This is a genomic window from Streptomyces sp. NPDC048643 (assembly GCF_040650615.1).
In the GTDB taxonomy this organism is placed as follows: domain Bacteria; phylum Actinomycetota; class Actinomycetes; order Streptomycetales; family Streptomycetaceae; genus Streptomyces.
Genome location: NZ_JBEZHO010000059.1, coordinates 34,567 through 58,216, shown reverse-complemented (window position 1 = coordinate 58,216; position 23,650 = coordinate 34,567). Strand labels below are relative to the sequence as shown.

Sequence of the window (23,650 nt, the reverse complement as noted above, 5' to 3'; positions counted from 1 at the left end):
AACGATGTCGCCGACAGCAACCTTGTGCTGGCGACCACCGCTGCGCACGATGGCGTACACGCGGATCTCTCTCTTCGATCGGACCAGGACGCGTATCCGCGGCCGGAATCAGGGGTTTGGCGTATTTCCACGCGCCGACAGGCCTGTTCCAGGGGTTCGGGGGCAAACGGCGGTGGACCCGGGAGGAAGCGCCCGCCCGGGTCGAAGCCAGCCGCACAGCGCTGACCCTGGGAGCCCCTGATGCCTACGACCGTGCCGGACAGATCCGCCGGGACCACCGGCGCCCGAGCGGAGGACGCGCGTTCCACCCGCTCGTTCACGCTGCCCCGGGGCACCGGCAAGACCGCCGCGCGTATCGGTGTGCTGACCGTCTGCCAGGCGGCCCTGATGGTGGGCATCGGCCTGCTCATCACCGGCCCCGTCAAAGGCCTGTGGCCGCTGACGGTCGAGGACGACGTCAACGAGGGCTTCGAGGGCGTCCGTACGGGCACCTTCAACACCCTGTCGTTCATCGCCTCGGAGGCCGGCAACACCCTCACGGTCGTCATCGGCACGCTGCTGGCCTGCCTGGCCCTGATCCTGATACCTCGACTCCCGATGTGGCGTCAGGCCGTCTTCCTGGCTGTGGGAGTCTCCCTCCAGTCGCTGGTGTTCCTGGTGATCACCATGTCGGTGGACCGGCACCGCCCGGAGGTGGACCGCCTCGACGCCTCACCGCCCACCTCCAGCTACACCTCCGGCCACACCGGTGCGGCGACCGCTCTGTACGCGGGCCTCTCGGTGATCGTGCTGTCGCGCATGCGGGGGCCCTGGCGCAAGGTCGTGGGCGGCCTGCTGCTGCTCCTGCCGCTGATCGTGGCCGTCGCCCGTCTCTACCGAGGCATGCACCACCCCACGGACGTCCTGGGCGGTATGGCCAACGGCGGTCTGTCCCTGCTGATCGTCGGCCGCGCCCTGTTCGTCGACAAGTCCGTGGCGGCGCCGCCCGCCAAGGCCACCGTCCCGGCCGCGCGATCCGCCGCCGAGGGTCACGAGGAGCGCCCGGCCGGCACCACCGCCGTGATCGTCAATCCCACCGTCACCGACGCCGCCGCACGCGAGGAGCTGCGGGAGACCCTGGAGCGGCACGGCCACCGCGAACCCGTCTTCCTGGAGACCACCGCCGACGATCCCGGCGCCGGACAGGCCACCCGAGCGATCCGCGACGGCGCGAGCGTCGTCGTGGTCTGCGGCGGCGACGGAACCGTCCGCGCGGTCGCCGACGCGATGGCCGACAGCGACGTCCCGCTGGCCATCGTCCCCAGCGGCACCGGCAACCTGCTGGCCCGCAACCTGGGTCTGCCGCTCTCCGCCAAGGCGGCGCTCGAAGCAGCGCTGACCGGCCGGCCGCACCGGCTCGACCTGGGCCACATCGAGGGCGACGACCTTCCCGCCACCCACTTCGCGGCCATGGCCGGAGCGGGCCTGGACGCCGCGATGATGGAACACACCGACCCGCGCGCCAAGGCCCACCTGGGCTGGCCCGCCTACGTCCTGGCCGGTGTCGGAACACTGCGGACCCCTCGCATGCGCCTGACGGTCCGGCTCGACGACGCGCCGGCCTTCAGCCGTACGGCCCGCATGGTGCTCGTCGGCAACGTCGGGACGGTGCAGGGCGGGATGACGCTGCTCCCCGACGCCGCGCCCGACGACGGGCTGCTCGACCTGCTCGTCCTCGACCCGCGGGGCCCCGGCGGCTGGATTCGCGCCGTCCGCACCCTGATGCGGCGACCCGGCACATCCTCCGCAACCGTCGCGCGGACCCTGCCGACCGGAGACGACTCCGGGAAGGGGGTGCCGGTGGAGTTCTTCACGTTCAAGCGCGCCGACATCACGTTCGACACCCCGCAGTCACGGGAACTCGACGGCGACCCGGTCGGCCCCGGCCGGCGCATCACCGCCGAGGTCCGCCCGGGCGCGCTGACCGTCCTACTGCCGTCGCAGGAGAAGTAATGGGCACGGCCACCAAGGTCCCGGTGACCCGGGACATGAGCGGCGAGGAGCTGTCCGCCGACGACGCGCTGGTGTCCCTGCGCCGCTACGGCAGCTGGCGGTTGGTGCGGGACTCGTTCGTCCGGTTCCGCTACGCCGACGGGTTCAGCCATTCACGGGCGCTCGCCCTGCAGATGGTGCTGGCCGTGATTCCCCTCGCTATCGCCTTCGTCGGCCTTTCCGCCGCCGTGCACACCGAGAACATCGGCAAGGTGGCGGAACTGACGATCCACCAGCTCGCCGCCGGTCCGAGCGCCGAGGTGGTCGACGACGCGCTGCGCCGCAGCCGGCACAAGGCGGGCGACGGCGCGCAGGTCGCCCTGTGGTTCGGCCTGCTGTTCTCGCTGGTCAACGTCACCACCGCGATGTGCCAGATAGAGCGCGGCGCCAACCGGATCTACGGCAACGAGCGCGACCGCGTCTTCTACCAGAAGTATCTGCGGGGTCTCGTGATGTCGCTGAGCGCCGGGATCCCGCTCGGCCTCGGGTTCATCATCATGGTGGCCGGTGGTGATCTGGCGTCCTCCGTCGTGGCGGTCTATCACCTCGACGGAGGCGCCAAGACCGCCTGGGAGATCATCCGCTGGCCGCTCGGGCTGCTCCTGGCCCTCATCTCGGCGAGCGCGATCTTCCGCCGCTCCCCGCGCCGTCAGCAGCCCGGCTACACCTGGCTCGCTTTCGGCGCCGCCGTGTACCTGGTGCTGTGGACCGCGCTGACCTGGGTACTCAGCCTCTACCTGGACATCAGCGGCTCCTTCGACACCATCTATGGACCGCTCAGCGCGTTCATGTCGCTGGCGCTGTGGGCCTATCTGACGTCCATTGCCCTGTTCCTCGGACTGTCCTTCGCCGCACAGCTGGAGGCCTCGCGGGCCCGACGCCCCGGTCCGATCCAATCCGACCCGGGAGTCTGATGCCTGTGCGTGTCGCCGTCCGCACCCTTCGAGAGCGCCGCCGCCGTGAGGCAGACCGCAGGTTCGGCGCCCGGCTTCTCGGCTCGGCCGCCGTCGCGGCCGTCGCCGCCGTGCCCTTCGGTCTGCTCCTGGTTCTGGTGGAGGGGCGGTGGCAGCCCCTGCGCCGGCTGGACTCGGATGCGGCGCACTCGCTGCACGCCACCGCATTGGACCACCCGGCGTGGACGAGCACACTGCGGTTCCTGTCCGACTGGGTGTGGGATCCCACGACGCTGCGCGTGGCCGTCTTCGCGCTCACCGTGTGGCTGCTGTACCGCCGGGCGTGGCGGCTCGCCGCCTGGTCCGCCGTCACGGCCGTGGCCGGCGGCGTTATCGGACTCCTGGTCAAGACGATCGTGGAACGGGCGCGCCCGTCGCTGGAGGACCCGGTGGCCCAGGCCCCTGGTTTCTCCTTCCCCTCGGGTCACGCGATGACCGCCACCACCTCGTTCGCCATCGGGCTCCTGGTTCTGCTGCCCATGGTGCCGCGCTCGTGGAGGGTGTTCTGCTGGTGTGTCGCCGGACTGTCCGTGGTGGGCGTCGGCTTCACCCGGGTCGCGCTGGGCGTGCACTGGTTCAGTGACGTGGTGGGCGGCTGGCTCCTCGGCATCGCCGTGGTCGCGCTCACGGCCTGGGCCTTCGAAGCCTGGCGCACCGATGCCGGCCGCGGTCACGCGGACATCGGCGGCGGCCTGGAGCCCGAGCTCATCCACGATCACCCGGAACCGGAACCGGGACGGCGCTAGAGCACATGGCTCAAGGGCGGCGGGCGCAACAGCGCCCGCCGCCCCACGTATGTCCCGACCCCCAACCCGGGCCGTCGCGTGCTCAGCGGTCCGTCGGGGTCAGCGGTGCGGGTGCCCCTGGTCGGGGTCGCCTTCCGGGGTCTGCCATCCGTCGCCCTGCTGTGCGGGGTCGGCCGTACCGTGCGGCACGTGCGCTGGATCCTGCACCGACGTGGAGATCTGACGCCGGGCGGAGCGTCGGCTGCCGACGAAGAACGCGATCAAGAGCCCCACGACGATCACGACTCCCGCCACGATCAGCCACAGGGCGCCGGTGGAAGACGCGGCCAAAGTGGTTTCTGCTGCATTGATCATGCGGTCCGGGTACCCCTACCGGCGGGGAATCATCACGTTCGACGGTCACGGCACCCGTCTGGCCGTCCCGGGCGCCGTTCCACGGACGAGCGGCACCAGCCCGACCGGGGCCCTTCGCCCGTCCCCCGTTGGCTAATAGCTGTCGTAGGTGGGCTTGCCGTTCGACCGGTAGACGGCGACGACAGTGCCGCTTTTCGTTGTCGAGACGCTGACCGGTTCCAGGGCGGTGGGGATCGCTCCGTCGGCAAAAAGCCGCTTGCCGGTGCCGATGATCACCGGGTGGATGGTCAGCTTGTACTCGTCGACCAGGCCGTGCCGCATGAGGGTCTGGGCGAGGTCGCCGCTGCCGACGACATTGATGTTGCCGCCGTCGGACGCCTTCAGCTTGCGCACGGCATCGACCGTGTCGCCCTCCAGCAGCGTGGAGTTCTGCCACTCGACGGACGTCAGGGTCCGAGACGCCACGTACTTGTGCATGCTGTTCATCCGATGGGTGAACGGGTTCTCGGGATCGGCGGTCGGCCAGTACGACGCGAAGATCTCGTACGTCTTGCGGCCGAGCAGCATCGCGTCGGAGTCCTCGTACCAGCCGGCGATGGCCCCGCCGACCTCGTCGTCGGACACCGGCTTCTGCCAGCCGCCGTAGGCGAAGCCGCTCTCGGCGTCCTCGTCCGGACCGCCCGGCGCCTGCATGACGCCGTCCAGCGTCAGGAACGTACAGAAGATGATCTTGCGCATGGCGCGCTCCCTTCGTCGACGGGTAGACGACGCAGCCGCCTGAAACTCATCGGCGGAGCCTCCGCGGCGCATCACATTGCCTCGGATCGTCCACCGTCACGAGCACGGTACGTGCTGTCGGACCAGGCATCCTCGTGCAGAGACGCCGGTGCCCGTACGGCTGCGCGCAAGGGCCAGGGCTTGGGGCCGGACGGGATCAGCCTGGCAGACGGTGGCGTTCTCAACGCCGCACAGTGGCGTTCTCATCGCGGAACATTCGGGCCGTTGCCTCCCTCCGCGGCGGCTTCAATGACCAGCCCAGACCCGCGTCTGGTGTCTGATGAACGTGGTTCAGGGACGCGGGTGTGGAGGTGGTAGCGGCAGTGTCAGCTGCACGGGTCAGTGATGTGACGGGCTACAGCTTGAGGTTGCTCGAGCGGCTGGTGCTGGTGGCAGGGGTGGCGCTGGGGCTGCTTGTCCCGACCCTGCACAGCGCCACGTTGGTGCGCGCCGGCTCGTCCTTGGGGATGGACGCCACGGATCGGGCGGCAACGCAGATTTTGGTGGTTGCCGCGTCTCTGGCCGGGGTGTTGGCGGGAGGACGGGCCACTGACGTGTGGGGCACGCGCCGTGTCGCTCTGGTTGGGTTGACCGCCGCCTGCGCGGGAGGGGTCGGGCTGGCTGCCGCGCCGGTCGTCTGGGCTTACTGGGGCGGCGTGTTGCTGCAGAGCGCTGCCGTCATGGCCGCAGTCGTGGGGTTTCTGGCCTCGGTGCCGGTTGCGCAACTGACGGGCCGGATCCGCCACCAAGTGGCGGGAGCCTTCGCCGCCCTGGCCGCGGCTCTGATCGCCGGCGTCGGGCTGGCGTTGATCGCCGAGCGAGTCGGCGGCTGGCGGGCGGGCGAGTCGGTGCCGGTCCTGCTGTGCCTGGCACTGCTCATCGCCTCGTTACGACTGCGCTCGCTGACAGGCCCGCCACCCCGGCCCCGTCCCGCACCGGAACGGTTCGCGATCCGTTCCGTGCTCGTCGTCGTGCTGGGAGCCGGCCTGCAAGCCACCCCGCTGCGCAACTGGCTCGACGCCCAGGTGGTGGTGCTGCTGGCCCTCGCACTCACGGTGTTGTTCGCCTGCTCATGCGGCGAGTGGCCCGCTTGGCCGCTCCGAAGGAGACCCAGGAACGCCGCGGCGCCGACCAAGCGGCACGCACCGGTCGCGGCGGCGGTGACCGCCGGTGGGGTCTGGGGCTTCGGGCAGTCCGCGCTCGCGACGGTGCTCCTGGTCCTGCTGAGCGAACGTGGCGCAGGGCAGGCGGCCGGCCTGATCGCCTTCGCGGGCTTCGGTGCGGGGTTTGTCGTGGCCGGACTCGTCTGCCTGCGGCACGCCGTCACCCAACGCACCGCCTCCGCTCTGGGGCTGACGCTCGCAGCGGTCAGCGTCGCACTGATGTCGACGCTTCCCCACCACCAGCCGGTCCTCGCGACCACCCTGGCCACGGCACTGGCCATGGTGGTCGGCACCGGGATCGCCATGGCCCAGGTCGCCTCGGCCACCGAGTACCTGGCCGCCCTGCCGGCCGGATCGCGCGGTGTCGCCGCGGCGGCCTACCCGGCAGCCGTCGTCCTGGGCGGCGCCGCGGTCTCCGGCATCCCCTACGAGACGGTCATCACCGACGCCACCCGCGTCGCCACGATCAGCCAACTGCTGTGGATCACGGTCGTCGTCCTGGCCCTTGCCGCCGTGCTGCTCGGACGCTCGGCAGTCGCCCTCGCGGTCGCCGGCGCCGCAGCAGTCCAGTACGTCCTGGTCACGCTGCTGAGCGAGCCCCGCTACGCCCAGCGGCCACTGTCCCTGGCGGTGTTCGTCCTCACCGGCGTCATCGTCGGGATCGCCGTGTGGATCCGCGGGCGCCAGAGCGAGCGCCTGGCCCGCACCATCGCCGGCGCGACCGCACTGCAGCAAGCCGTCCTGCGGCACCCGCCCGAACACGTCGGCGACCTCGAGCTCGCGTGCCTGTACCGTCCGGCGACCACCGACTCCGGAATCGGCGGCGACTTCTACGACGTCGCCCGAACCGACCACACCACCCGGATCCTTCTCGGCGACGTCCGCGGGAAAGGACTGGATGCCCTGCGCATCGTCAACGACGTTCTGGGCTGTTTCCGCAGCCGCGTGCACGACACCGCGGACCTCACCGAACTGGCCACCCACCTCGACCGCCACGTCGCCCGCACCGCTGCTGCCCGCAACGACACCGAACTCTTCGCGACCGCACTGCTGCTCGAACACCACGACCACAGCGACGAAGTACGCGTCCTCAACTGCGGCCACGTCCCACCCGTACTCCTCGGCCAACAGCGGGCCGAGGAAGTCGACCTCCCCGTCCTTCTGCCACTGGGCTTCGCCGCACTCCACCAGCACACCAGACCAGCCCCCACCTCCGTGCCCCTCCAGCCGGGCACCGTCCTTTTGCTCTCCACCGACGGCCTGAGCGAAGCCCGCAACGCGTCCGGCGACTTCTACCCCCTCCTACCGCGCCTGCTGGACATCCCGGCCGGTGACCTGTCTCGCCTGCTTAGCTCGCTGGTGGCCGACGCGCAGCAGTGGACCCTTCGCCTCACCGACGACATCGCCCTTGTCGCGATCGCGCCCCGAGTCGGCCCGTGAACCCTCTCCCGGTCAGACAACCCTCACCACCACATCCCCGAGGAACCCATCCGAGCCCGGCTCAGGACCGAACCAGTGGCGCTGGAGCGACGAGGAGCATGTGCAAGGCCGCCACGTCGGACCTGTGGCGGTCATGCGTTCTCGCCGATCCTCCGACACCACGTGGCCGACAGACAGAGCCCACGTTGGCCGTCTGTGCCTCGGCCCGGGCGTACCCGCCAAGGGCCCCGGATCAGGCGATCACTTGGTCGAGCCTGCTGGTGCTCGCCAGGCTCAAGTGCTCGTCCTCACAGATCACTTGCCCGCTCACGAGAGTATCGCCGGCGTCGGCCCCGGCGATCGCCTGGAGCAGGGCACACCAGCATCTGTTCGAGCTGCCGGCTCACTCGTCATCGACCGCCCTTCTGGTACCCAGACGCCGACCCGGGAGGCAGACTGCGCACATGCAGCTCCCCGCCGAAGCCGTTGCCGCCACCGTGCTGATTCAGGTCGTACAGATCTCCGGCCTGCCCACAGAGCGGGACGTCGCCTACCCAGGCAAGACGGTTGCTCACTGGACCGGGAGCGAAGCAGCCGCTGCCCTGACCCTGATCGAGAGTCTGCCCGGCAGTGCGCAGCACCGCTGCGGCTTCTGGCCCGGCTGGAGCGTCCGGGCGTACGACGACTCTCTCGACCTGGCCTTGTTCGAGGCGGCGTTCTGCTTCACCTGCCACGAGGTCCGCATGCACGGCACGGCTGTTCCAGCGACTCTGGCCACGCAGTTCTTCGACCCGGAAGCCCCGCCGGCCCGGAACTTGCTGTCTCTCTTCCGCACCACAGTTTCGTAGCCGCCCGCCCGGGTGAGCGCTACGCCTGGCCCCGAGGCAATAGGGCGCGCGGTGGCCAGCCCCGACCAACTGGACCGGCCACCACGAGAACGACTGCTCCAACGGCAATGTCATCGCCCATGCAGCCGACTCCCTGCCCCTCGGCCACTGACCGTCAGACGACGTTCGGTCCCCCGCGACAACGTCCGCCAACGCGTCCAGCCCGAGCCATCCCTCCCGGTCCCACGGGGAGGCCGTCCCGTCCGCGGCCCCAGTTGGCGGGAAGCGCTATTGGAATTGCGCGGTATGCCGCTTCTGGCGCGTCCAGCGGCTACGGCGTTCGTTGACACAGCCATCGCGCAAACAGGGTGCGTGAGTTGCGTCAGGGCCCGAAGCTGCCCGGGGTTCGGGCCCTCACGCCCGAGGTGTTGAGGGGCCGTGATCCGCGGAGGGAACCAGTCGGCCGGTGGCCGCTACGCCGGTCGCCTCCGCTGGTCGCGGCGACATCCGCCCGGAACGCTCTCGCGTCCCGGGCAGCCAGCACGGTCAATAGGTGGCCAGGGAGATGGCGATGTAGTGCGCGGTGAAGGCTGCCACGGTCAGCGCGTGGAACACCTCGTGGAAGCCGAACCAGCCCGGTGAGGGGTCGGGGCGCTTAAGGGCGTAGACGACCGCGCCCGCACTGTAGAGAAGCCCACCGGCCACCACCAGGGTGAGTACGGCCGCTCCGCCGTTGTGCAGGAAGTCGGGCAGGTAACGCACCGGTGCCCACCCAAGAGCCAGGTAGCACGGGGTATAGAGCCAACGTGGGGCTCCCACCCACAAGACCCGGAAGGCGATGCCGACCAGCGCACCCGTCCACACGATCCACAGGAGCAGGGATCGCTGTCCCGCCGGGAGGAGTTCCACCGCGAGGGGCGTGCAGGTGCCGGCGATGATGAGGAAGATGTTGGCGTGGTCGAGACGCCGCAGGATCGCCTCGCCGCGCGGCCCCCAGGTACCGCGGTGGTAGATGGCGCTCGTTGCGAAGAGCAGCCAGGCGGTGACCGAGTACACGGCGCAGGCCGCGGCTGCCTGTGAGGTGGGGGCCAGGCAGATGAGCACGATGCCGGCGGCCACCGAGGCGGGGACCATGCCCGCATGGAGCCAGCCACGCAGCTTCGGCTTGATCGGCTCGACCAGGTCGGACGCACGCTCCACCAACGCCGCGACCGGGTGAGCGTGCTCTTCTTCGTCGGCTTGCGATCCGATGGACCGCCCGCCTTCACGACCCTCTCCACGCCCTGAGGAAACATGGATGTTTTCGGTTTCAGCGGCGTCGCGTGACACTGCTTCGCGTCCTCCTTCGGACTCTTGGGCATCACCGGTGATCATGAAGGCATGCTAGAAGGTGACACTCGGACGGTAATTGGGGAGGGCGCTCGCGAACCCCGCGCTCACCGTTAACGGCCTGGTTGTCCGCAACGGTTCGTACTGCATCCTCGTTGATCCTGGCGTCAATCGGGTCTGCCGGAGCCGAATAGACCAGCCCGTCGTGGGAACGATCAGGGTTTCCGAACGGGCATTGGGCCCGCCTACGCGCAAGGATCGTCGATGCTTCCTGAGGTCCGACCCCACGTATCCACGCCCCTCACGACCCAGCTGGAACACCAGCTGGGTCTGGCTCCGCATCTTGAGGCGGGCCATCTCGACGTGGAGCGCGTCGCCGGCATCGCCGTCGTCGCAGCCGCCCACTCCGACGGTTACGCCGCCACCGGTCATCTCCTCGGGCTGCTGGCCGCGCTGCCTGCCCCCACCAAGGCGGGAGAGCGCTTCTGGTCGGAGCTGTGGAGGTCGTCGGGCACCGCGTATCTGCTGCCCGCCAACATCAAGTCCCTGGTGTTGCGATCGTTGACCGGAGACGGAACTGCCCTGGCCCGGCAGATCCTCTCCGCCGTCGACCAGATGACCCCGCCCCAGCGCCTCGCAGCAAGCGAAGTGATCGGTCAGGCCCTCGTCGAGTCCGACGATTTCCCCGACCTCAAAACAGAGGTCATCGGCGAGCTCTGGCTCAGAGATCTCGAGCTCACCGCCTGGCGCGTCCTGCACGCAGACCGCAGGTCCGACGATCCCGCCGGCCGCAAGGCCTTCCTCGACGCCTGGACAAGCGTCTGAGGTTGTCTGCGATGCGTTCACGACATGCCCAAGGCACCTCGACGCCGTGCGGGCGGCTCTGTGGTGCAGCAACCGACGGATTAAGGCCTCAGAGCTGCCTGCAGTGAAGGGCCCGGGTGGCCGGCCAATATAATCTGCCTCATGTCCAAGCCTGACGAGCTGCTCGTTTCCGTCGCCGCCCTGGTGGAGTCCGGGCAGAGCAACCAGATGTCCCTGACCGTGGTCACCGGTGGTGCAGTCATCACCGGCCGATTGGCTCCCGAAGCAGTGTGGAGGCAGAGAGTGTCGGACGTACTGACAGACTCCGCCCGCCTGGGCCAGTTCTCCAGCGTGTTCGCCGCCCCCGCGAAGAGGGACGAACCACCCACCCACCTGCACTTCCACGTCGCCCGCATCCTGCAGGGCACCGTCGGAATCCCCGAGACGGGCGGCATGTACCGCGTCGCGATCGCCGATGTCAGCGCCTGGACCATGGGCGACTTCAGCTATTCCGACCACTGAACGATCACTGCGACACGAATCCGCTACAAGGAGGCTTGGCCCGGCGCCCGTGGGCTCGGGCTCAGCCTGCTGTCCTGATGTCGGTTCGCTGCGCACCTAGCCGGTCACGCGGACACGGGGGTGCCGAGCATCGCGGAAGCGTGCTGCAGGGAGCTGAGGACGCGTACGGGTGCGGTCTTGGGCAGGGTGCGGCAGGTGAAGCCCAGCTGCGTCATCGCGCGGAGGACCTCGGCGGCGGTGAAATCGCGGCGGTCCTGGCGGGTGACGACCTGGCCGACTTGCTTGACGGGGTAGTGGCGGCGGCCGACGATCACGGACTCGCCAGAGCCCGGCTCCGGCTTGATGCCCTTCATCGACTCCAGCACTCCGGCCTTGGTGAGCTCGAAGGGGAAGCGGGCGATGACGCAGCGCATGTGACCTCACAGAGAGAAAGAGGGATAACGGGTCGGCCAGGGTGTGACGGTTCAGCAGGAAAGGGCGAGGACGCCCAGAGCGCTGCCTCGCTCGTCGACCACCGGCAGGGCACCCAGCCGCTGCCTCGCTCGTCGACCACCGGCAGGGCACCCAGCCGGCGGGCGCGCATCGCGTGCTCAGCCTCGGCCATCGTGGTCACGGGTGAGGTGAACGCCCCGTGGTCGCTAAGGAGGTCGCGCAGGCGGACGCGGTCCGTGTAGGCGGAGCTGTCGCGGATCGCGGTGAGTTCGGTGTGGGTGACCAGACCGGTGCACTGGCCGTCCTGGTCGCAGACGACCAGCCGGCCCGTGCGGGCGGCGGCCATGACGGACAGCGCCACCTCTACGCTCATGTCGTCACAGACCTGCGGTCCGGTCGCATCCATGACATCAGCCACCACCAGCGTGGCGTGCACGGGGCCGGCGCTCGCCGGGCGGGGCTGCATCTGAACCAGCGTCAAAAGGTGCCTCCTGAAGAGATGGGTCAGCTTCCTGATCACCAAAGTTCAGGCCGCCGCATCGAAGGCGGTCTGGCGTGCGCCCGCGCGCCGGCCCGTCGAGGAGGGGCGGCGCCGGCCTCGGGAGGTGGCGCCGCGCTTGGCGCGTTCGGCCACCGGTGCGGTGATGACGACCGGGATGCCGGACGGGGCCTGGGCGCCGGTGATCCGGTGCAGGGCCTCGTCGCCCGAGTGGATCTGAGTGGTCTGCGGCCGGATCCCGGCGTCCGACATGAGGCGGACCATGCCACGGCGCTGGCCCGGTGTGACCAGGGTGACGACGCTGCCGGACTCGCCGGCCCGGGCAGTGCGGCCGCCGCGGTGGAGGTAGTCCTTGTGGTCGGTCGGCGGGTCCACGTTCACGACCAGGTCGAGGTTGTCGACGTGGATTCCGCGCGCCGCGACGTTGGTCGCCACCAGGACAGTGACGTGCCCCGTCTTGAACTGCGCCAGCGTGCGGGTGCGCTGCGGCTGCGACTTGCCGCCATGCAGCGCCGCGGCCCGTACACCGCTGTTGAGGAGGTCCTGCGTCAGCCTGTCGACGGCGTGCTTGGTGTCCAGGAACATGATCACGCGGCCGTCGCGGGCGGCGATCTCCGTCGTGGCGGCCTGCTTGTCGGCGCCGTGGACGTGCAGGACGTGGTGCTCCATCGTTGTGACCGCACCGGCCGAGGGGTCGACCGAATGCACGACGGGGTCGGTCAGGTAGCGGCGCACCAGCAGGTCGACGTTGCGGTCCAGGGTGGCGGAGAACAGCATCCGCTGGCCGTCTGGGCGTACCTGGTCGAGGAGCGCAGTGACCTGCGGCATGAACCCCATGTCGGCCATCTGGTCGGCCTCGTCCAGCACCGTGATGCCCACCTGGTTCAGCCGGCAGTCGCCGCGGTCGATGAGGTCCTTGAGCCGGCCCGGGGTCGCTACGACGATCTCGGCCCCGCCGCGCAGCACGCTCACCTGCCTGCCGATCGACATCCCGCCCACCACCGTGGCCAGCCGCAGCCTGACGGACCGGGCATACGGAGTGAGCGCGTCGGTCACCTGCTGCGCCAGCTCACGCGTCGGGACCAGGATCAGCCCCAGCGGCTGGCGGGGCTCAGCACGTTGTCCGGCGGTACGGGCGAGGAGGGCGAGGCCGAAGGCGAGGGTCTTGCCGGAACCGGTGCGCCCACGGCCCAGGACGTCGCGGCCCGCGAGGGAGTTCGGCAGCGTCGCGCCCTGGATCGGGAACGGCACGCTCACGCCCTGCCTGCCGAGTTCGGCCAGCAACTGCGCGGGCATGGAGAGATCAGCGAAGCTCTCCACGGCAGGCAGCGCGGGGGTGATTGTCTTGGGGAGCGCGAACTCACCCTGCACCGCGGCGGGCCGGCGGCTGTAGCCACCGGAACGGGCAGGGCCGCCGGAGCGGCCCGGTGCCGGCGAGCCGAAGCGTCCGGCGGCCCTGCCTGCGGCGGCACTGCCATTACGGGTGCGGGGCGAGCGGTCGTTCGTACGTGTGCGATTCATGCGGAACCTTCCTCGATGTGGCACATATCAAGGAATTCCCGCAAGCGATGAGCAGCACGGAATTACAGGTATGAACCGATGGCAAAGCAAATCCGGCCGACGGTAATCCGTCGGCAACGTAAATGCTGAAATAGGTGACGCGGCGGGGACGTAAAGTCTCGGACGCCGGGTCGGTGCAGCTTTCAGGATGAGTCTGCATCCTGAAGGAGTAGCCGCTTGAGAATGCGGATACTTCGAGCCGTCCAGCAGGGCGGACCACTGCGGGAAAAAACGTGTAGCTGGGGCCCGCACCCCGAGGGGTGCGGGCCCCAGCTACACGAGTGCGTCAGGCCGGAACGATGTTCTCGGCCGTCGGGCCCTTCTGGCCCTGCGCGATGTCGAAGGTCACCTTCTGGCCTTCGAGCAGCTCACGGAAACCCTGGGCGGCGATGTTCGAGAAGTGGGCGAACACGTCAGCGCCGCCACCGTCCTGCTCGATGAAGCCAAAACCCTTTTCCGCATTGAACCACTTCACGGTACCAGCAGCCATGTCATATCTCCTTTGGGGCAGTACACCGGTGTCCGCACCGTGCGGGCACCGTGTCGCCGCGATGATTGCCCCACCCGGAAATGACCGGAAATACAAAAGCGCTCTCCCCGACAGAAGCCGGGAAGGGCACTTGAAGTTTGGGAACCACAACTGCAACTGAGATGGACAGTAGCACGCCGCAACGGCCTCCACCGGTTAAGAAATTCCACTCCACTCATTGACGCAAAAACCCTCACCACACGGTCCGGCAAACTCTCAGCTGACGAGCACAGATATTGGCGCACTTCAAGTGCAGCGTTCCAAAAAAGGAGAGCGGGGTTGTCAGCTGCAACGCAGTTGGCAAACGCACCACCACTGATGTCACCTCACCGCTGCCGGCCTACAGGCGATTGGGGGACCTGGCTGTTCAGAAGGGGCAGACCGGGGACATGGCTCCGGCGCGGCCCCTGATCGGGAGGAGAGGACCGATCAGCATGCCGACCAGGTCAGGGCGGTCAGCAGGACCGTGAGGCCGCTGGAGTCGCAGTATCTCCAGGCCGGTCAGTCCAGGATGAGCAGGTGCCCGTTGGCCAGGGGGAAGATACGTGCGGGGGCGGGCCGTCGTTGCGGTCCTGTTCGCACATCACGTCGAGGAGTTCTGCGATGCTGCAGGCCTGGCGGGCCGCAACGCGGACGGGGTCGAAGCCGGGGCAAGTCCGCTCGGTCATGCGTGGACCCTCCACGGGGCCCGATTCCTGATCCGGGCCATGCACGCGCGGCCGGACGGCAGCAAGGTCCGGTCCGGGCGGATAGGACCCATGGGCGCGGTCGCCGAGTATCCCGTTCTCTCGCGTATGACGAATGACAGCCTTGAAGCTCCGCCTAAGCGGCGGCTCCCGATAGGCGCCTCCACCCCGCGCACCGGCGCACGACCGCGTTGCCGAACGCAGCTGTCTCAGGCCGCGGCCGTCGCATCCGCCGATCCCGCGGCGCGCCGGTACTCGGCGTTGATGCGCTGTGCTTCTTCGAGCTGGTCTTCAAGGATGACGATGCGGCAGGCGGCCTCGATCGGTGTGCCCTGGTCGACGAGCTCACGGGCGCGGGCGGCGATGCGCAGCTGGTAGCGGGAGTAGCGGCGGTGGCCGCCCGGCGAGCGGAGCGGGGTGATCAGGCGGGCCTCGCCGATCGCGCGGAGGAAGCCCTGGGTGGTGCCGAGGAGTTCGGCGGCCCGGCCCATGGTGTAGGCGGGGTAGTCGTCATCGTCAAGCCGGTTGAGCGATTCGTCTGCTGTCATTGCACCCGTCTCATGGAACGCGTGGAGGGGCCCTGGCACCTTTTGTGCCAGGGCCCCGAAGGAACTGCTACACCATCTGCCGGCCCTGGTACTGCGCCGGCCTTCTGTTTCCGCGGGCCCGACGGGACTGCTGTCGGGTGCGCGGGGATCGCGGTTGCTCGACCGGAGACCACCTCACTATCGATGTCCTGCGGTACCCGGGCTCAGTCATTCCACCCGGGCGATCCTGATGGCGCTCGGCTCCTCCGTTCTTTCCCTCTTGATCCAGCGCCTTCGGGAGGCGCTGTCTATTTCTGGTGATGCGAACTGCTCGGTGACCTGCGGAAGCGTCACTCTTCGGCAGCCAGCCCCGTCGCCCGTCCTGCAACTACCGCTCTGGCTTAGAACCCCACTGCCGAACCTCCCGATGCGCGCGCCCGCAGCCGACGCCTTCACCGAGGTACCACTCACCTACCTTCACTGCTGGATACCGCGAACGGCACTAACGGGTACTACACCTTCAATCGCGGTCCTGCTCGTGGCGGCCCCTGATCACCGCAGGCCACCCGGTCCGGCCGTCAGCCCCGTCGCCGACCTGCGACAACCTGGCTTCGAAGCTCCACCACCGCACCGTCCTTGTAACTGCTACTGCGTGACACTGCCCGACAGTTCGTGTCTGCCGGGCCCCGCTGATCTCGACTACGAGAGAAACCATAGCCAGCCGATCAACCAATGTCTACTCCAGCCAACATAGATTTCCGTGTCGTTGGTGAGGAAGTAATCGGGCTCGAACAGGCCAGCCGAAGTCGGCCGTGAAGCAGCGGACAGCGCAGGGACTGGCGGGGGTGGCCGGACGAGCCGACGCCGCACGTACCAGTGCACCGCGGCCGGCTGGGCGACGACCACGACGGCGATGAGGAGGACAGGCAGTATGACAGTAGTTCTCCTGTCGCCCTTGGCATCCTCCTATGGGCCCGAAACGCCAGCGCCGCTGAGGCGATGTCCTCGTCCGCCCGTGGACAGCAGCCCGGGCTGCTCGGCGATCTGTTCCACCCCGGCGCAACCATCGCGATCACCTGGTTCGACGGCCTGGCCACCTTCGTCGAGGGCTCGGCCCGTATGGGCGCCTCCGACCTGCGCAACAAGCACTTAGTGGGCACCCCCCTCGATCACGTTCAACAGCGACAGGGCCTTCGTGGAGACCAACGCCAAGATCGTCGCCGAGAACGTGGCCCTCGAACTGGGAGCGACCACCCACAACCGCTTCCTGGACTAGGTCGAGAAGCGGGACGGCGTCTGGAGGATCGTCCGGCGCGAGAGCAGCTACGACATAGCTACTTCACCTTCCTGGCCAAGGTCCAGGAAGTCGACGAGAAGCAGGACGTGACCCTGCCGCGCGTACCTCCAGGGTGAGTTCCTCGTCGCGGAGGCATTGCTGGAGAAGGCCCCAGTGGGTGTCTTCATCAGCAGAAGCGTTGGTGTCCGGACTCGGTCACGCTGCCGAGGGCAGTATTGCGACCTGTCGGTACCTGGCTGTGGAGTAGCGGGTGTTCGCGCGGCGCCGGGCACCCGCCCACAGCACCACGTGCGAGGGGCCCCTGGCGGGCTGGCAGCACTTCCCACCTCAACCCGACTTGACCTTACCCTCAGGGGCAAGGTTTAGCGTTCTTCGAGGTGAGAGGCATGCAGATCAGTGAGCTGGCCCGCCGGGCAGGCGTGACAACGAAAGCGGTGCGCTACTACGAATCGCTGGGCTTGCTCACGCCGGGACGGCTGGCCAACGGCTACCGGGACTACAACGAGCACGACGTACGACTCACGCTGGAGATCCGGGCGCTCGGCAGTCTCGGAATTCCTGTTGAGCGCACCCGCCCATTCCTGGACTGTCTCACCGCCGGCCACCGACACGCCGACGGCTGTCCGGCCTCGCTGGCCGGTTACCGGGACGCGATCGGCGAGCTCACCCAGCGGATCGAGGGACTCGCCGCCCGCCGGGCGGTACTGGTCGCACACCTGCAACAGGCCGCCCACCGCGGCAGCCACGTCTCACCGGCCGACGAAGGAGAGGACCTGATGACCGACTTCACGAGCCTGCCCGCCGACCTGCCCGTCCTCGAGGACGACGGCGCGGCTGCTCACCTGCCCGGCACAAAGGTGCCGTACCTGGAACTCTGGGGCACCGGCGGCACGGCCGTCCGCCTCGACGCGCTCGGCGCAGGCCGCACTGTCATCTACGTCTACCCGCTCACCGGACGCCCGGGCGTCGACCTGCCCGACGGCTGGGACTCGATCCCCGGGGCCCGCGGCTGCACCCCCGAGGCATGCGGCTTCCGCGACCACCACCAGGATCTTCTCGCCGCCGGCGCAGACAGCGTGTTCGGCCTCTCCAGCCAGGAAACCGACTACCAGCGAGAGGTCGTCGAGCGGCTCCAACTGCCGTTCCAGATGCTCTCCGACCCTGACCGGAGCCTGGCTGCGAAACTCAGCCTGCCCACGTTCGAGACAAGCGGGCTGACGCTCTACAAGCGGCTCACTCTGATCATCCGTGATGGCGTGGTCGAGCACGCCTTCTATCCGATCTTCCCCCCGAACGAGCACGCCGACCAGGTCCTGGCCTGGCTGCGGGACAACCCCCTGTAGACAGCTCGGTGGCGCAGCTGTGGCAGCGCGGGGTTGCTCCGCCGCAGGTAGCAACGCCAGTCGCCCATCGCCGGGCACCTAGGGCGTGTTTTAGGTTTTGAGGATCCCCGCGGTTGCTGAGGCGTGATGATCTCGGTGTGGGGCGTGGGGATCTGTCTGATGAGCAGTGGGCGGTATTGGAGTCTGTGTTGCCTGCGGCGGGTGTGATCCGGAGATCGGAGAACCGGCGGCGGTTGGTGGATGGGGTTCGTTGGCGGGTGCGGACCGGTGCTCCGTGGCGTGATCTTCCCCTTGAGTACGGTCCTTGGCAGACGGTCTACGGGTTGTTCCGCAGGTGGCAACGCCAGGGTGTCTGGGCGCGGGCGCTGACGTTGTTGCAGGCTAGAGCGGATGCGGCAGGGCTCATCTCGTGGGAGGTGGGTGTCGATTCGACGGTGTGCCGGGCCCATCAGCACGCGGCCGGCGCACCGCGGGACGGGGTTGGGCAGAAGGAGCCGCCGGGCGGAGTGGTCCGAGAGCCGGACGATCACGGGCTGGGCCGGTCCCGGGGCGGGTTCGGCACGAAGATCCACCTGGCGTGCGAGCAGGGTCAAAGGCCGCTGGCGCTGCTGGTGACGGTAGGTCAGCGAGGTGACAGCCCGCAGTTCGTGCCGGTTTTGGAAGCCATCCGGGTGCCCAGGGTCGGGGCAGGGCGGCCGCGCAGGACTCCGGTACGCGTGCGGGCGGACAGGGCGTACTCGTCGGCTTTCAACCGGGCCTACCTGCGCAGGCGTGGGATCCGGTGCACGATTGCCGAGCCCGCCGACCAGGTCGGCAACCGTCGGCGGCGGGGCCGCTTCGGTGGGCGTCCACCGGCCTTTCACCGGGAGGACTACAAGGCGCGTCACGCGGTGGAATGCGGTATCGGTCGGCTGAAGCAGCACCGTGCCGTCGCCACCCGGTACGAGAAGCTGGCCTGCCGGTTCGAAGCGACGGTCCACGTCGCGGCGCTTCAGCAGTGGCTCTGACCGGTGGGGATCGATCCGGCTTGGGATTGCGGGGCCTGCGGGCCTGGCGGTTCACGGGCGTTGGATGCAGCGGAAGCCGAGGTGGCAGGTGGAGGTGTCCTCGCTCTCGCCTTGGCGGGCGGCGGGGCGGTAGCGCAGGCAGTAGGAGGGGGCGCAGAGGTGGGAGCCGCCCTTGATGGTGCGGTGGGCGAAGGTCTCTGATCCGCCGTCCGGGCGGTGCTCGACGCGGGGGTTGCGGGGGATGCAGCAGGACGTGGCGGGGGCGGCGGGGTGGCGGATGCTGTGGTGGTCGGCAGTCCATTCCCAGACGTTGCCGGCCATGTCGTGCAGGCCGTAGCCGTTGGCGGGGAAGAGGCCGACGGGGGTGGTGCCGGGACGGCCGGTGGGGGTGTCGGCCCGCCAGGGGAAGTCGCCGTGCCAGGTGTTGGCCATCCGGCGGCCGCCGGGAGCGAAGTCGTCGCCCCAGACGTACGCGGCGCTCTCCAGGCCGCCGCGCGCGGCGTACTCCCACTCGGCCTCGGTGGGCAGGTCCTTGCCCACCCAGGCGGCGTAGGCCAGGGCGTCCTCGTGGGCGACGTGGGTGACGGGGTGGTCCTCGCGGCCGTCCACCACGGAGCCCGGGCCTTCGGGGTGGCGCCAGTTCGCGCCGGGGACGTACGCCCACCAGCGCCGGTAGTCGTCCAGCGGCACCGGGCCGGGTGTCTGTCGGAACACCAGCGAGCCGGGCACGAGCAGGGCAGGGTCCGCGCCGGGATAGAGCGCCGGGTCGAGGGGGCGCTCGGCCACGGTGACGTGGCCGGTGTCGTCCACGAAGCGGCGGAACGCGGCGACGGTGACGGGGTGGACGTCGAGGAAGAAGCCGTCCACCGCCACCGGATGGACGGGGCGCTCCTCCGGGTAGAAGCCGTCGCTGCCCATCAGGAAGATGCCGCCGGGGATCCAGACCATGTCCAGCGATGCGGGCCCGGGCGGGGCCGGCGGGTTCGGGGCGGTGGTGGTCTCGTCCATCCGGTCATGATCCGAGCCGGGTTGCCCGGCCGACTGCCGCCACGCCTTCCAGGCATGTGACCGTTATATGCCTAATGTCATTTCGAATTTTCGGCGACTGCAGGAGGACAGCCATGACCGACGCGACGGCCGACACAGCGATCCCCTACCCCGACCCGCCGTTCACCGGGCACATCGGCCGCACCTACCAGGACTCCACCCCCGACTACCCGCAGCCGGCCGGACCCCCGGCGGGAGCGCCGAACGTACTGCTGATCCTGCTCGACGACATCGGGTTCGGCCAGGCGTCCGTCTCCGGCGGCCCCGCAGCGACCCCGCACATGGAAGCCCTCGCGGCGACCGGGGTCAGCTACAACCAGTTCCACACCACCTCGCTCTGCTCACCGACCCGCGCCGCACTGCTGACCGGCCGCAACCACCACCGGGTCGGCTTCGGCACGATCACCGAGGGCTCCAGCGGCTACCCCGGCTACAACTGCGCCCTGCCGCGCAGCGCCGCCTCGATCGGCGCGATCATGACCGCCAACGGCTACTCCACGGCCTGGTTCGGCAAGAACCACAACACCCCCGACTGGGAGTCGAGCGCGGTCGGGCCCTTCGACCGCTGGCCCACCGGCCTGGGCTTCGAGTACTTCTACGGCTTCCTGGGCGGGGAGACCTCCCAGTGGGAGCCGCAACTGTACGAGCAGACCACGCCTGTCGAGCCGCCGGCCGACGAGAGCTACCACCTCACCGAGGATCTCGTCGAGCGCACCCGCATGTGGATCACCCAGCAGAAGTCGCTCGCCCCCGAGAAGCCGTTCTTCGCCTATCTGGCCACCGGGGCGCTGCACTCCCCGCACCACGTGCCCAAGCCCTACATCGAGAGGTACAAGGGCGCCTTCGACCACGGCTGGGACCGCGAGCGGGAACTCACCCTGGAACGCCAGAAGGCGATCGGCATCGTCCCCGCAGACACCGAGCTCACCGCCAAGCCCGAAGGCATCGCCGACTGGGACTCCCTGCCCGAGGAGGAGAAGCGGCTGTTCGCCCGCATGCAGGAGGTCTTCGCCGGGTTCGTCACCCATACCGACGACCAGGTCGGCCGCCTCCTGGGCGTGCTCGACGAACTCGGCATCAGGGACGACACCCTGGTCGTCCTCGTCGTCGGCGACAACGGGCCCTCGGCCGAGGGCGGGCCGGCGGGCACGGTCAACGCCGTCGCCGCGATGAACGGCCTCCCCGACACCGTGGACTTCATGCTCCCCAAGATCGACGAACTGGGCAGCCGTCTGCACGACAACCACTACCCCGTCGGCTGGGCCTGGGCCGGGGCGACCCCGTTCGCCTGGATGAAGCAGGTCGCCTCACACTTCGGCGGCACCCGCAACCTCGCCGCGATGTCCTGGCCCGGCCGCATCCCCGCCGACGGCGTCCGCCCGCACTTCCACCACATCATCGACATCCTGCCCACCATCCTGGACGCCGCAGGCATCCCCACCCCCACGCACGTCGACGGCATCGAACAGCTGCCCGTGGACGGCGTCAGCATGGCCTACAGCTGGCCCAGCGCGAAGATCCCGCCGCGGCGCACCACCCAGTACTTCGAGCACGGCGGCAACCGGGCGCTCTACCACGACGGCTGGATCGCCTCGGCCCGCCACGGCGTCCCCTGGCAACTGATCGGCAAGCAGGGCGACTTCGACCACGACCCGTGGGAGCTCTACGACCTGTCCACCGACTTCTCCCAGGCCAGAGACCTCGCCGCCCGCCACCCCGACAAGGTCGAGGAGTACCAGCGTCTCTTCGACCAGGAAGCCTGGGACAACAACGTCTATCCCCTTGACGACCGCTTCGCCGAACGGGCCAACGACCCGCTGCGGCCCTCCATGACCCGCGGCCGCACCGTCTTCACCTACTACCCGGGCACCACCCGCGTCCCCGAGGGCAGCGCACCCAAGCTCTACCCCCGCTCCCACCGCATCACCGCCCACCTCACCGTCCCCGACGGCGGCGCCCGAGGCGTCCTCGTCACCCAGGGCGGCCGGGGAGCCGGCTACAGCCTCTACCTCGACGACGACGGCCGCCTTGTCCACCACTACAACTTCTTCGACCGCGCCCACTGGACTGTCACCACCCCCAGCCCCGTGCCCGCCGGCGACATCCAGGTCGGTCTGGAGTTCATGTCCGACCACGACGACAAACTCGGCTCCGGCGGCATCATCCGCCTCGCCGTCGACGGACGCACCACCGCCGAAAGCCGCATCCAGCACAGTGTCCCGGCCCGCTACTCCGCCACCGAGACCTTCGACATCGGCCGCAACACCGGAAGCCCCGTAACCCCCGCATACCAAGGCGCCAACCCCTTCACCGGCCACCTGCAGAAACTCACCATCGAAATCACCGGCTAATGACCCCACGCCAGCCGCACCAGCCCAGAGAGGACACCGCTGCTTCCTGAAACACGGCCTAGCCGCCCCCTCACGAGCCCGACCGTCCGCGACACCGTGGGGTAAGGGGGTAATGGGGGCGTGGGGCGGATCTCAGGCAGCGCTCCACTGGTGCGCGCGACCGCCACGCCACTCGATCCAGCCACCGTCGTCCAGGATGCCGTCGGGATCCTGGACGCCCGCGGCTGCCAGGAAGACGACCAGATCGTGATCGCTGTAGGCGGTCCCGAGGATCTCGTCGCGGCCGTGCCGGTGCACGCTCACGCGCCGGCCGCCCGAGGGTGACGGCCGGTGGACGACGATCGGTGCACCGGTCACCGCTCCAGACTGCCCCCGGCGTGCTCGTGGGGCCAGTCAGCGGTGCAGCTAGGGAGCGCCACCCTGGACCGGCCGTGCGTTTCACGGACTCCCGCAGGTTGGACAGGCGTCGTGTGCCGGATCCGAGTCCAACCTTCGGTGGCGCGCGGTGAGAGGGCCCGGGGTCCGCGCTCTGGTGCCGGGCCCTGACTCATCGCCGCAATCTCACCTACCGCGCCTGCCGCTCTCACGAGCAGCGACAGTACTGATCCTCAGGCCGGAGCGAAGCGCGGCGCGGGCTCCCGATAGCGTCCCCAGCGCCACCCGTACCGAAGGAGAGGCACCTACTCGTGGACCTGGGCATCATCGGGCAGGCCGTCGGGCTGTTCGCCGTCACCAACATCGACGACATCCTGGTACTGGCACTGTTCTTCGCTCAAGGGGCCGGCCGCCCGGGCTCGACCCGGCGTATCGTGCTCGGCCAGTACTTGGGCTTCACCGCGATCCTGGCCGTGGCCGTGGCCGCCGCGTTCGGCGCCACCTTCCTGCCCGAGTCGGCAATCCCCTATCTCGGTCTGCTGCCCCTCGCGCTCGGCCTCAAGGCTGCCTGGCGGGGGTGGAAGAACCACCGCGAGGGTGGTGGGGACGAACAGGAGGCTCAGGCGAGAGAGGGCGGGCCCAGCCCGCTGGAGGTCGCAGCGGTCACCTTCGCCAACGGCGGCGACAACATCGGCGTCTACGTGCCCGTCTTCACTGCGGCCGGCCTCGGTGGCATGACCGTCTACGCGGTGGTGTTCCTCGTCCTGGTCGCGGTGTGGTGCTTCGCAGGACGGTACTTCGCCACCCGCCCCGTCATCGCCAGAGCCCTCGCCCGCTGGGGCCACATCCTGCTCCCCCTGGTCCTCATCGCGATCGGCCTGCTCATCCTCATTGAAGGCGGAGCCTTCGGCCTGTGACGCCCGCTGCGCACGGCCGCAGCACCCGCCCTCCATGCGGACCCTGGCCTGTCCGGGGGCGTCTTCGGCATCGAAGGCGGCCAGGGCGGCACCTGCCGTGGAGTCTCAGCGCTGCTGCCTCCTCCACCTCCAGTTGGACAGCGTGACGTCGTATG

Annotated in this window: 20 protein-coding genes and 1 pseudogene; 11 read left to right on the top strand and 10 right to left on the bottom strand. The window is 69.3% G+C overall.

The window, feature by feature from the left end:
* Positions 1–240 precede the first annotated feature (240 nt).
* The 3 genes from AB0C62_RS36705 to AB0C62_RS36695 are packed head-to-tail and all read left to right on the top strand — an operon-like array spanning position 241 to position 3,730.
* Positions 241–1,992, top strand: a complete 1,752-nt coding sequence (locus AB0C62_RS36705; protein ID WP_362980763.1) for a diacylglycerol kinase family protein — start codon at positions 241–243, stop codon at positions 1,990–1,992.
* Positions 1,992–2,945 carry a YihY/virulence factor BrkB family protein gene (locus tag AB0C62_RS36700; protein WP_362980761.1) on the top strand — a complete coding sequence of 318 codons (954 nt, stop codon included), beginning with the start codon at positions 1,992–1,994 and terminating at the stop codon, positions 2,943–2,945. Before AB0C62_RS36705 ends, AB0C62_RS36700 begins: the two co-directional genes overlap by 1 nt.
* Positions 2,945–3,730, top strand: a complete 786-nt coding sequence (locus tag AB0C62_RS36695) for a phosphatase PAP2 family protein (RefSeq protein WP_362980759.1) — start codon at positions 2,945–2,947, stop codon at positions 3,728–3,730. The genes AB0C62_RS36700 and AB0C62_RS36695 overlap by 1 nt, the downstream gene beginning before the upstream one ends.
* Positions 3,731–3,829: 99 nt before the next feature.
* Here AB0C62_RS36695 and AB0C62_RS36690 read toward each other — a convergent pair whose 3' ends face one another.
* Positions 3,830–4,084 (bottom strand): DUF6479 family protein, encoded by a 255-nt coding sequence (locus tag AB0C62_RS36690; RefSeq protein WP_362980757.1) that lies wholly within the window; start codon positions 4,082–4,084, stop codon positions 3,830–3,832.
* A gap of 132 nt (positions 4,085–4,216) precedes the next feature.
* Complete coding sequence (locus tag AB0C62_RS36685; protein WP_362980756.1) at positions 4,217–4,822, bottom strand: dihydrofolate reductase family protein; 606 nt, start codon at positions 4,820–4,822, stop codon at positions 4,217–4,219.
* Positions 4,823–5,541: 719 nt separating this feature from the next.
* Between AB0C62_RS36685 and AB0C62_RS36680 the strand changes: the two genes are divergently transcribed.
* Together AB0C62_RS36680 and AB0C62_RS36675 are read left to right on the top strand one after the other, a co-directional pair.
* Positions 5,542–7,464 carry a PP2C family protein-serine/threonine phosphatase gene (locus tag AB0C62_RS36680; RefSeq protein WP_362980755.1) on the top strand — a complete coding sequence of 641 codons (1,923 nt, stop codon included), beginning with the start codon at positions 5,542–5,544 and terminating at the stop codon, positions 7,462–7,464.
* 443 nt (positions 7,465–7,907) lie between these two features.
* Positions 7,908–8,291: a hypothetical protein gene (locus AB0C62_RS36675; protein ID WP_362980753.1), complete on the top strand. Its 384-nt coding sequence runs from the start codon at positions 7,908–7,910 to the stop codon at positions 8,289–8,291.
* A gap of 525 nt (positions 8,292–8,816) precedes the next feature.
* On the opposite strand, the gene AB0C62_RS36670 is transcribed toward AB0C62_RS36675, so the two are convergent.
* On the bottom strand, positions 8,817–9,644 hold the full coding sequence (locus AB0C62_RS36670) for a hemolysin III family protein (protein ID WP_362980751.1): 828 nt from the start codon (positions 9,642–9,644) through the stop codon (positions 8,817–8,819).
* Between the two features lie 219 nt (positions 9,645–9,863).
* On the opposite strand from AB0C62_RS36670, the gene AB0C62_RS36665 reads away from it, so the two are divergent.
* Both AB0C62_RS36665 and AB0C62_RS36660 read left to right on the top strand, forming a co-directional pair.
* Positions 9,864–10,424: a hypothetical protein gene (locus AB0C62_RS36665; RefSeq protein WP_362980749.1), complete on the top strand. Its 561-nt coding sequence runs from the start codon at positions 9,864–9,866 to the stop codon at positions 10,422–10,424.
* Positions 10,425–10,565: 141 nt separating this feature from the next.
* A complete protein-coding gene (locus AB0C62_RS36660; RefSeq protein WP_362980747.1) occupies positions 10,566–10,925 on the top strand; it encodes a hypothetical protein in 360 nt (119 codons plus the stop codon).
* A gap of 104 nt (positions 10,926–11,029) precedes the next feature.
* Here AB0C62_RS36660 and AB0C62_RS36655 read toward each other — a convergent pair whose 3' ends face one another.
* The 5 genes and pseudogenes from AB0C62_RS36655 to AB0C62_RS36635 all read right to left on the bottom strand — a co-directional run bounded on the left by AB0C62_RS36655 (position 11,030) and on the right by AB0C62_RS36635 (position 15,179).
* On the bottom strand, positions 11,030–11,338 hold the full coding sequence (locus AB0C62_RS36655; RefSeq protein WP_362980745.1) for an SCO5918 family protein: 309 nt from the start codon (positions 11,336–11,338) through the stop codon (positions 11,030–11,032).
* Between the two features lie 119 nt (positions 11,339–11,457).
* Positions 11,458–11,838 (bottom strand): annotated as a pseudogene (locus AB0C62_RS36650) (CBS domain-containing protein); the annotation flags it as partial.
* Positions 11,839–11,883: 45 nt separating this feature from the next.
* Positions 11,884–13,377, bottom strand: a complete 1,494-nt coding sequence (locus AB0C62_RS36645; RefSeq protein ID WP_362980743.1) for a DEAD/DEAH box helicase — start codon at positions 13,375–13,377, stop codon at positions 11,884–11,886.
* A 325-nt stretch (positions 13,378–13,702) separates the two neighbouring features.
* Positions 13,703–13,906 (bottom strand): cold-shock protein, encoded by a 204-nt coding sequence (locus AB0C62_RS36640; protein ID WP_340471040.1) that lies wholly within the window; start codon positions 13,904–13,906, stop codon positions 13,703–13,705.
* A gap of 934 nt (positions 13,907–14,840) precedes the next feature.
* Positions 14,841–15,179 (bottom strand): MerR family transcriptional regulator, encoded by a 339-nt coding sequence (locus AB0C62_RS36635; RefSeq protein WP_362980741.1) that lies wholly within the window; start codon positions 15,177–15,179, stop codon positions 14,841–14,843.
* Positions 15,180–16,841: 1,662 nt separating this feature from the next.
* Here AB0C62_RS36635 and AB0C62_RS36630 point away from each other — a divergent pair.
* Together AB0C62_RS36630 and AB0C62_RS36625 are read left to right on the top strand one after the other, a co-directional pair.
* Positions 16,842–17,798 (top strand): redoxin family protein, encoded by a 957-nt coding sequence (locus AB0C62_RS36630; RefSeq protein ID WP_362980739.1) that lies wholly within the window; start codon positions 16,842–16,844, stop codon positions 17,796–17,798.
* Positions 17,799–17,935: 137 nt separating this feature from the next.
* Complete coding sequence (locus AB0C62_RS36625) at positions 17,936–18,805, top strand: IS5 family transposase (protein ID WP_362980737.1); 870 nt, start codon at positions 17,936–17,938, stop codon at positions 18,803–18,805.
* 51 nt (positions 18,806–18,856) lie between these two features.
* On the opposite strand, the gene AB0C62_RS36620 is transcribed toward AB0C62_RS36625, so the two are convergent.
* On the bottom strand, positions 18,857–19,813 hold the full coding sequence (locus tag AB0C62_RS36620; RefSeq protein ID WP_362980735.1) for a formylglycine-generating enzyme family protein: 957 nt from the start codon (positions 19,811–19,813) through the stop codon (positions 18,857–18,859).
* A gap of 113 nt (positions 19,814–19,926) precedes the next feature.
* On the opposite strand from AB0C62_RS36620, the gene AB0C62_RS36615 reads away from it, so the two are divergent.
* Entirely contained in the window at positions 19,927–22,203 is a 2,277-nt protein-coding gene (locus AB0C62_RS36615; RefSeq protein ID WP_362980733.1) for an arylsulfatase, read from the top strand.
* A gap of 132 nt (positions 22,204–22,335) precedes the next feature.
* Here the strand turns inward: AB0C62_RS36615 and AB0C62_RS36610 are convergent, their stop codons facing one another.
* On the bottom strand, positions 22,336–22,560 hold the full coding sequence (locus tag AB0C62_RS36610) for a hypothetical protein (RefSeq protein ID WP_362980731.1): 225 nt from the start codon (positions 22,558–22,560) through the stop codon (positions 22,336–22,338).
* Positions 22,561–22,889: 329 nt separating this feature from the next.
* Here AB0C62_RS36610 and AB0C62_RS36605 point away from each other — a divergent pair, with 329 nt between their 5' ends.
* Complete coding sequence (locus AB0C62_RS36605) at positions 22,890–23,495, top strand: cadmium resistance transporter (RefSeq protein WP_362980729.1); 606 nt, start codon at positions 22,890–22,892, stop codon at positions 23,493–23,495.
* The last annotated feature ends 155 nt before the right edge of the window (positions 23,496–23,650 follow it).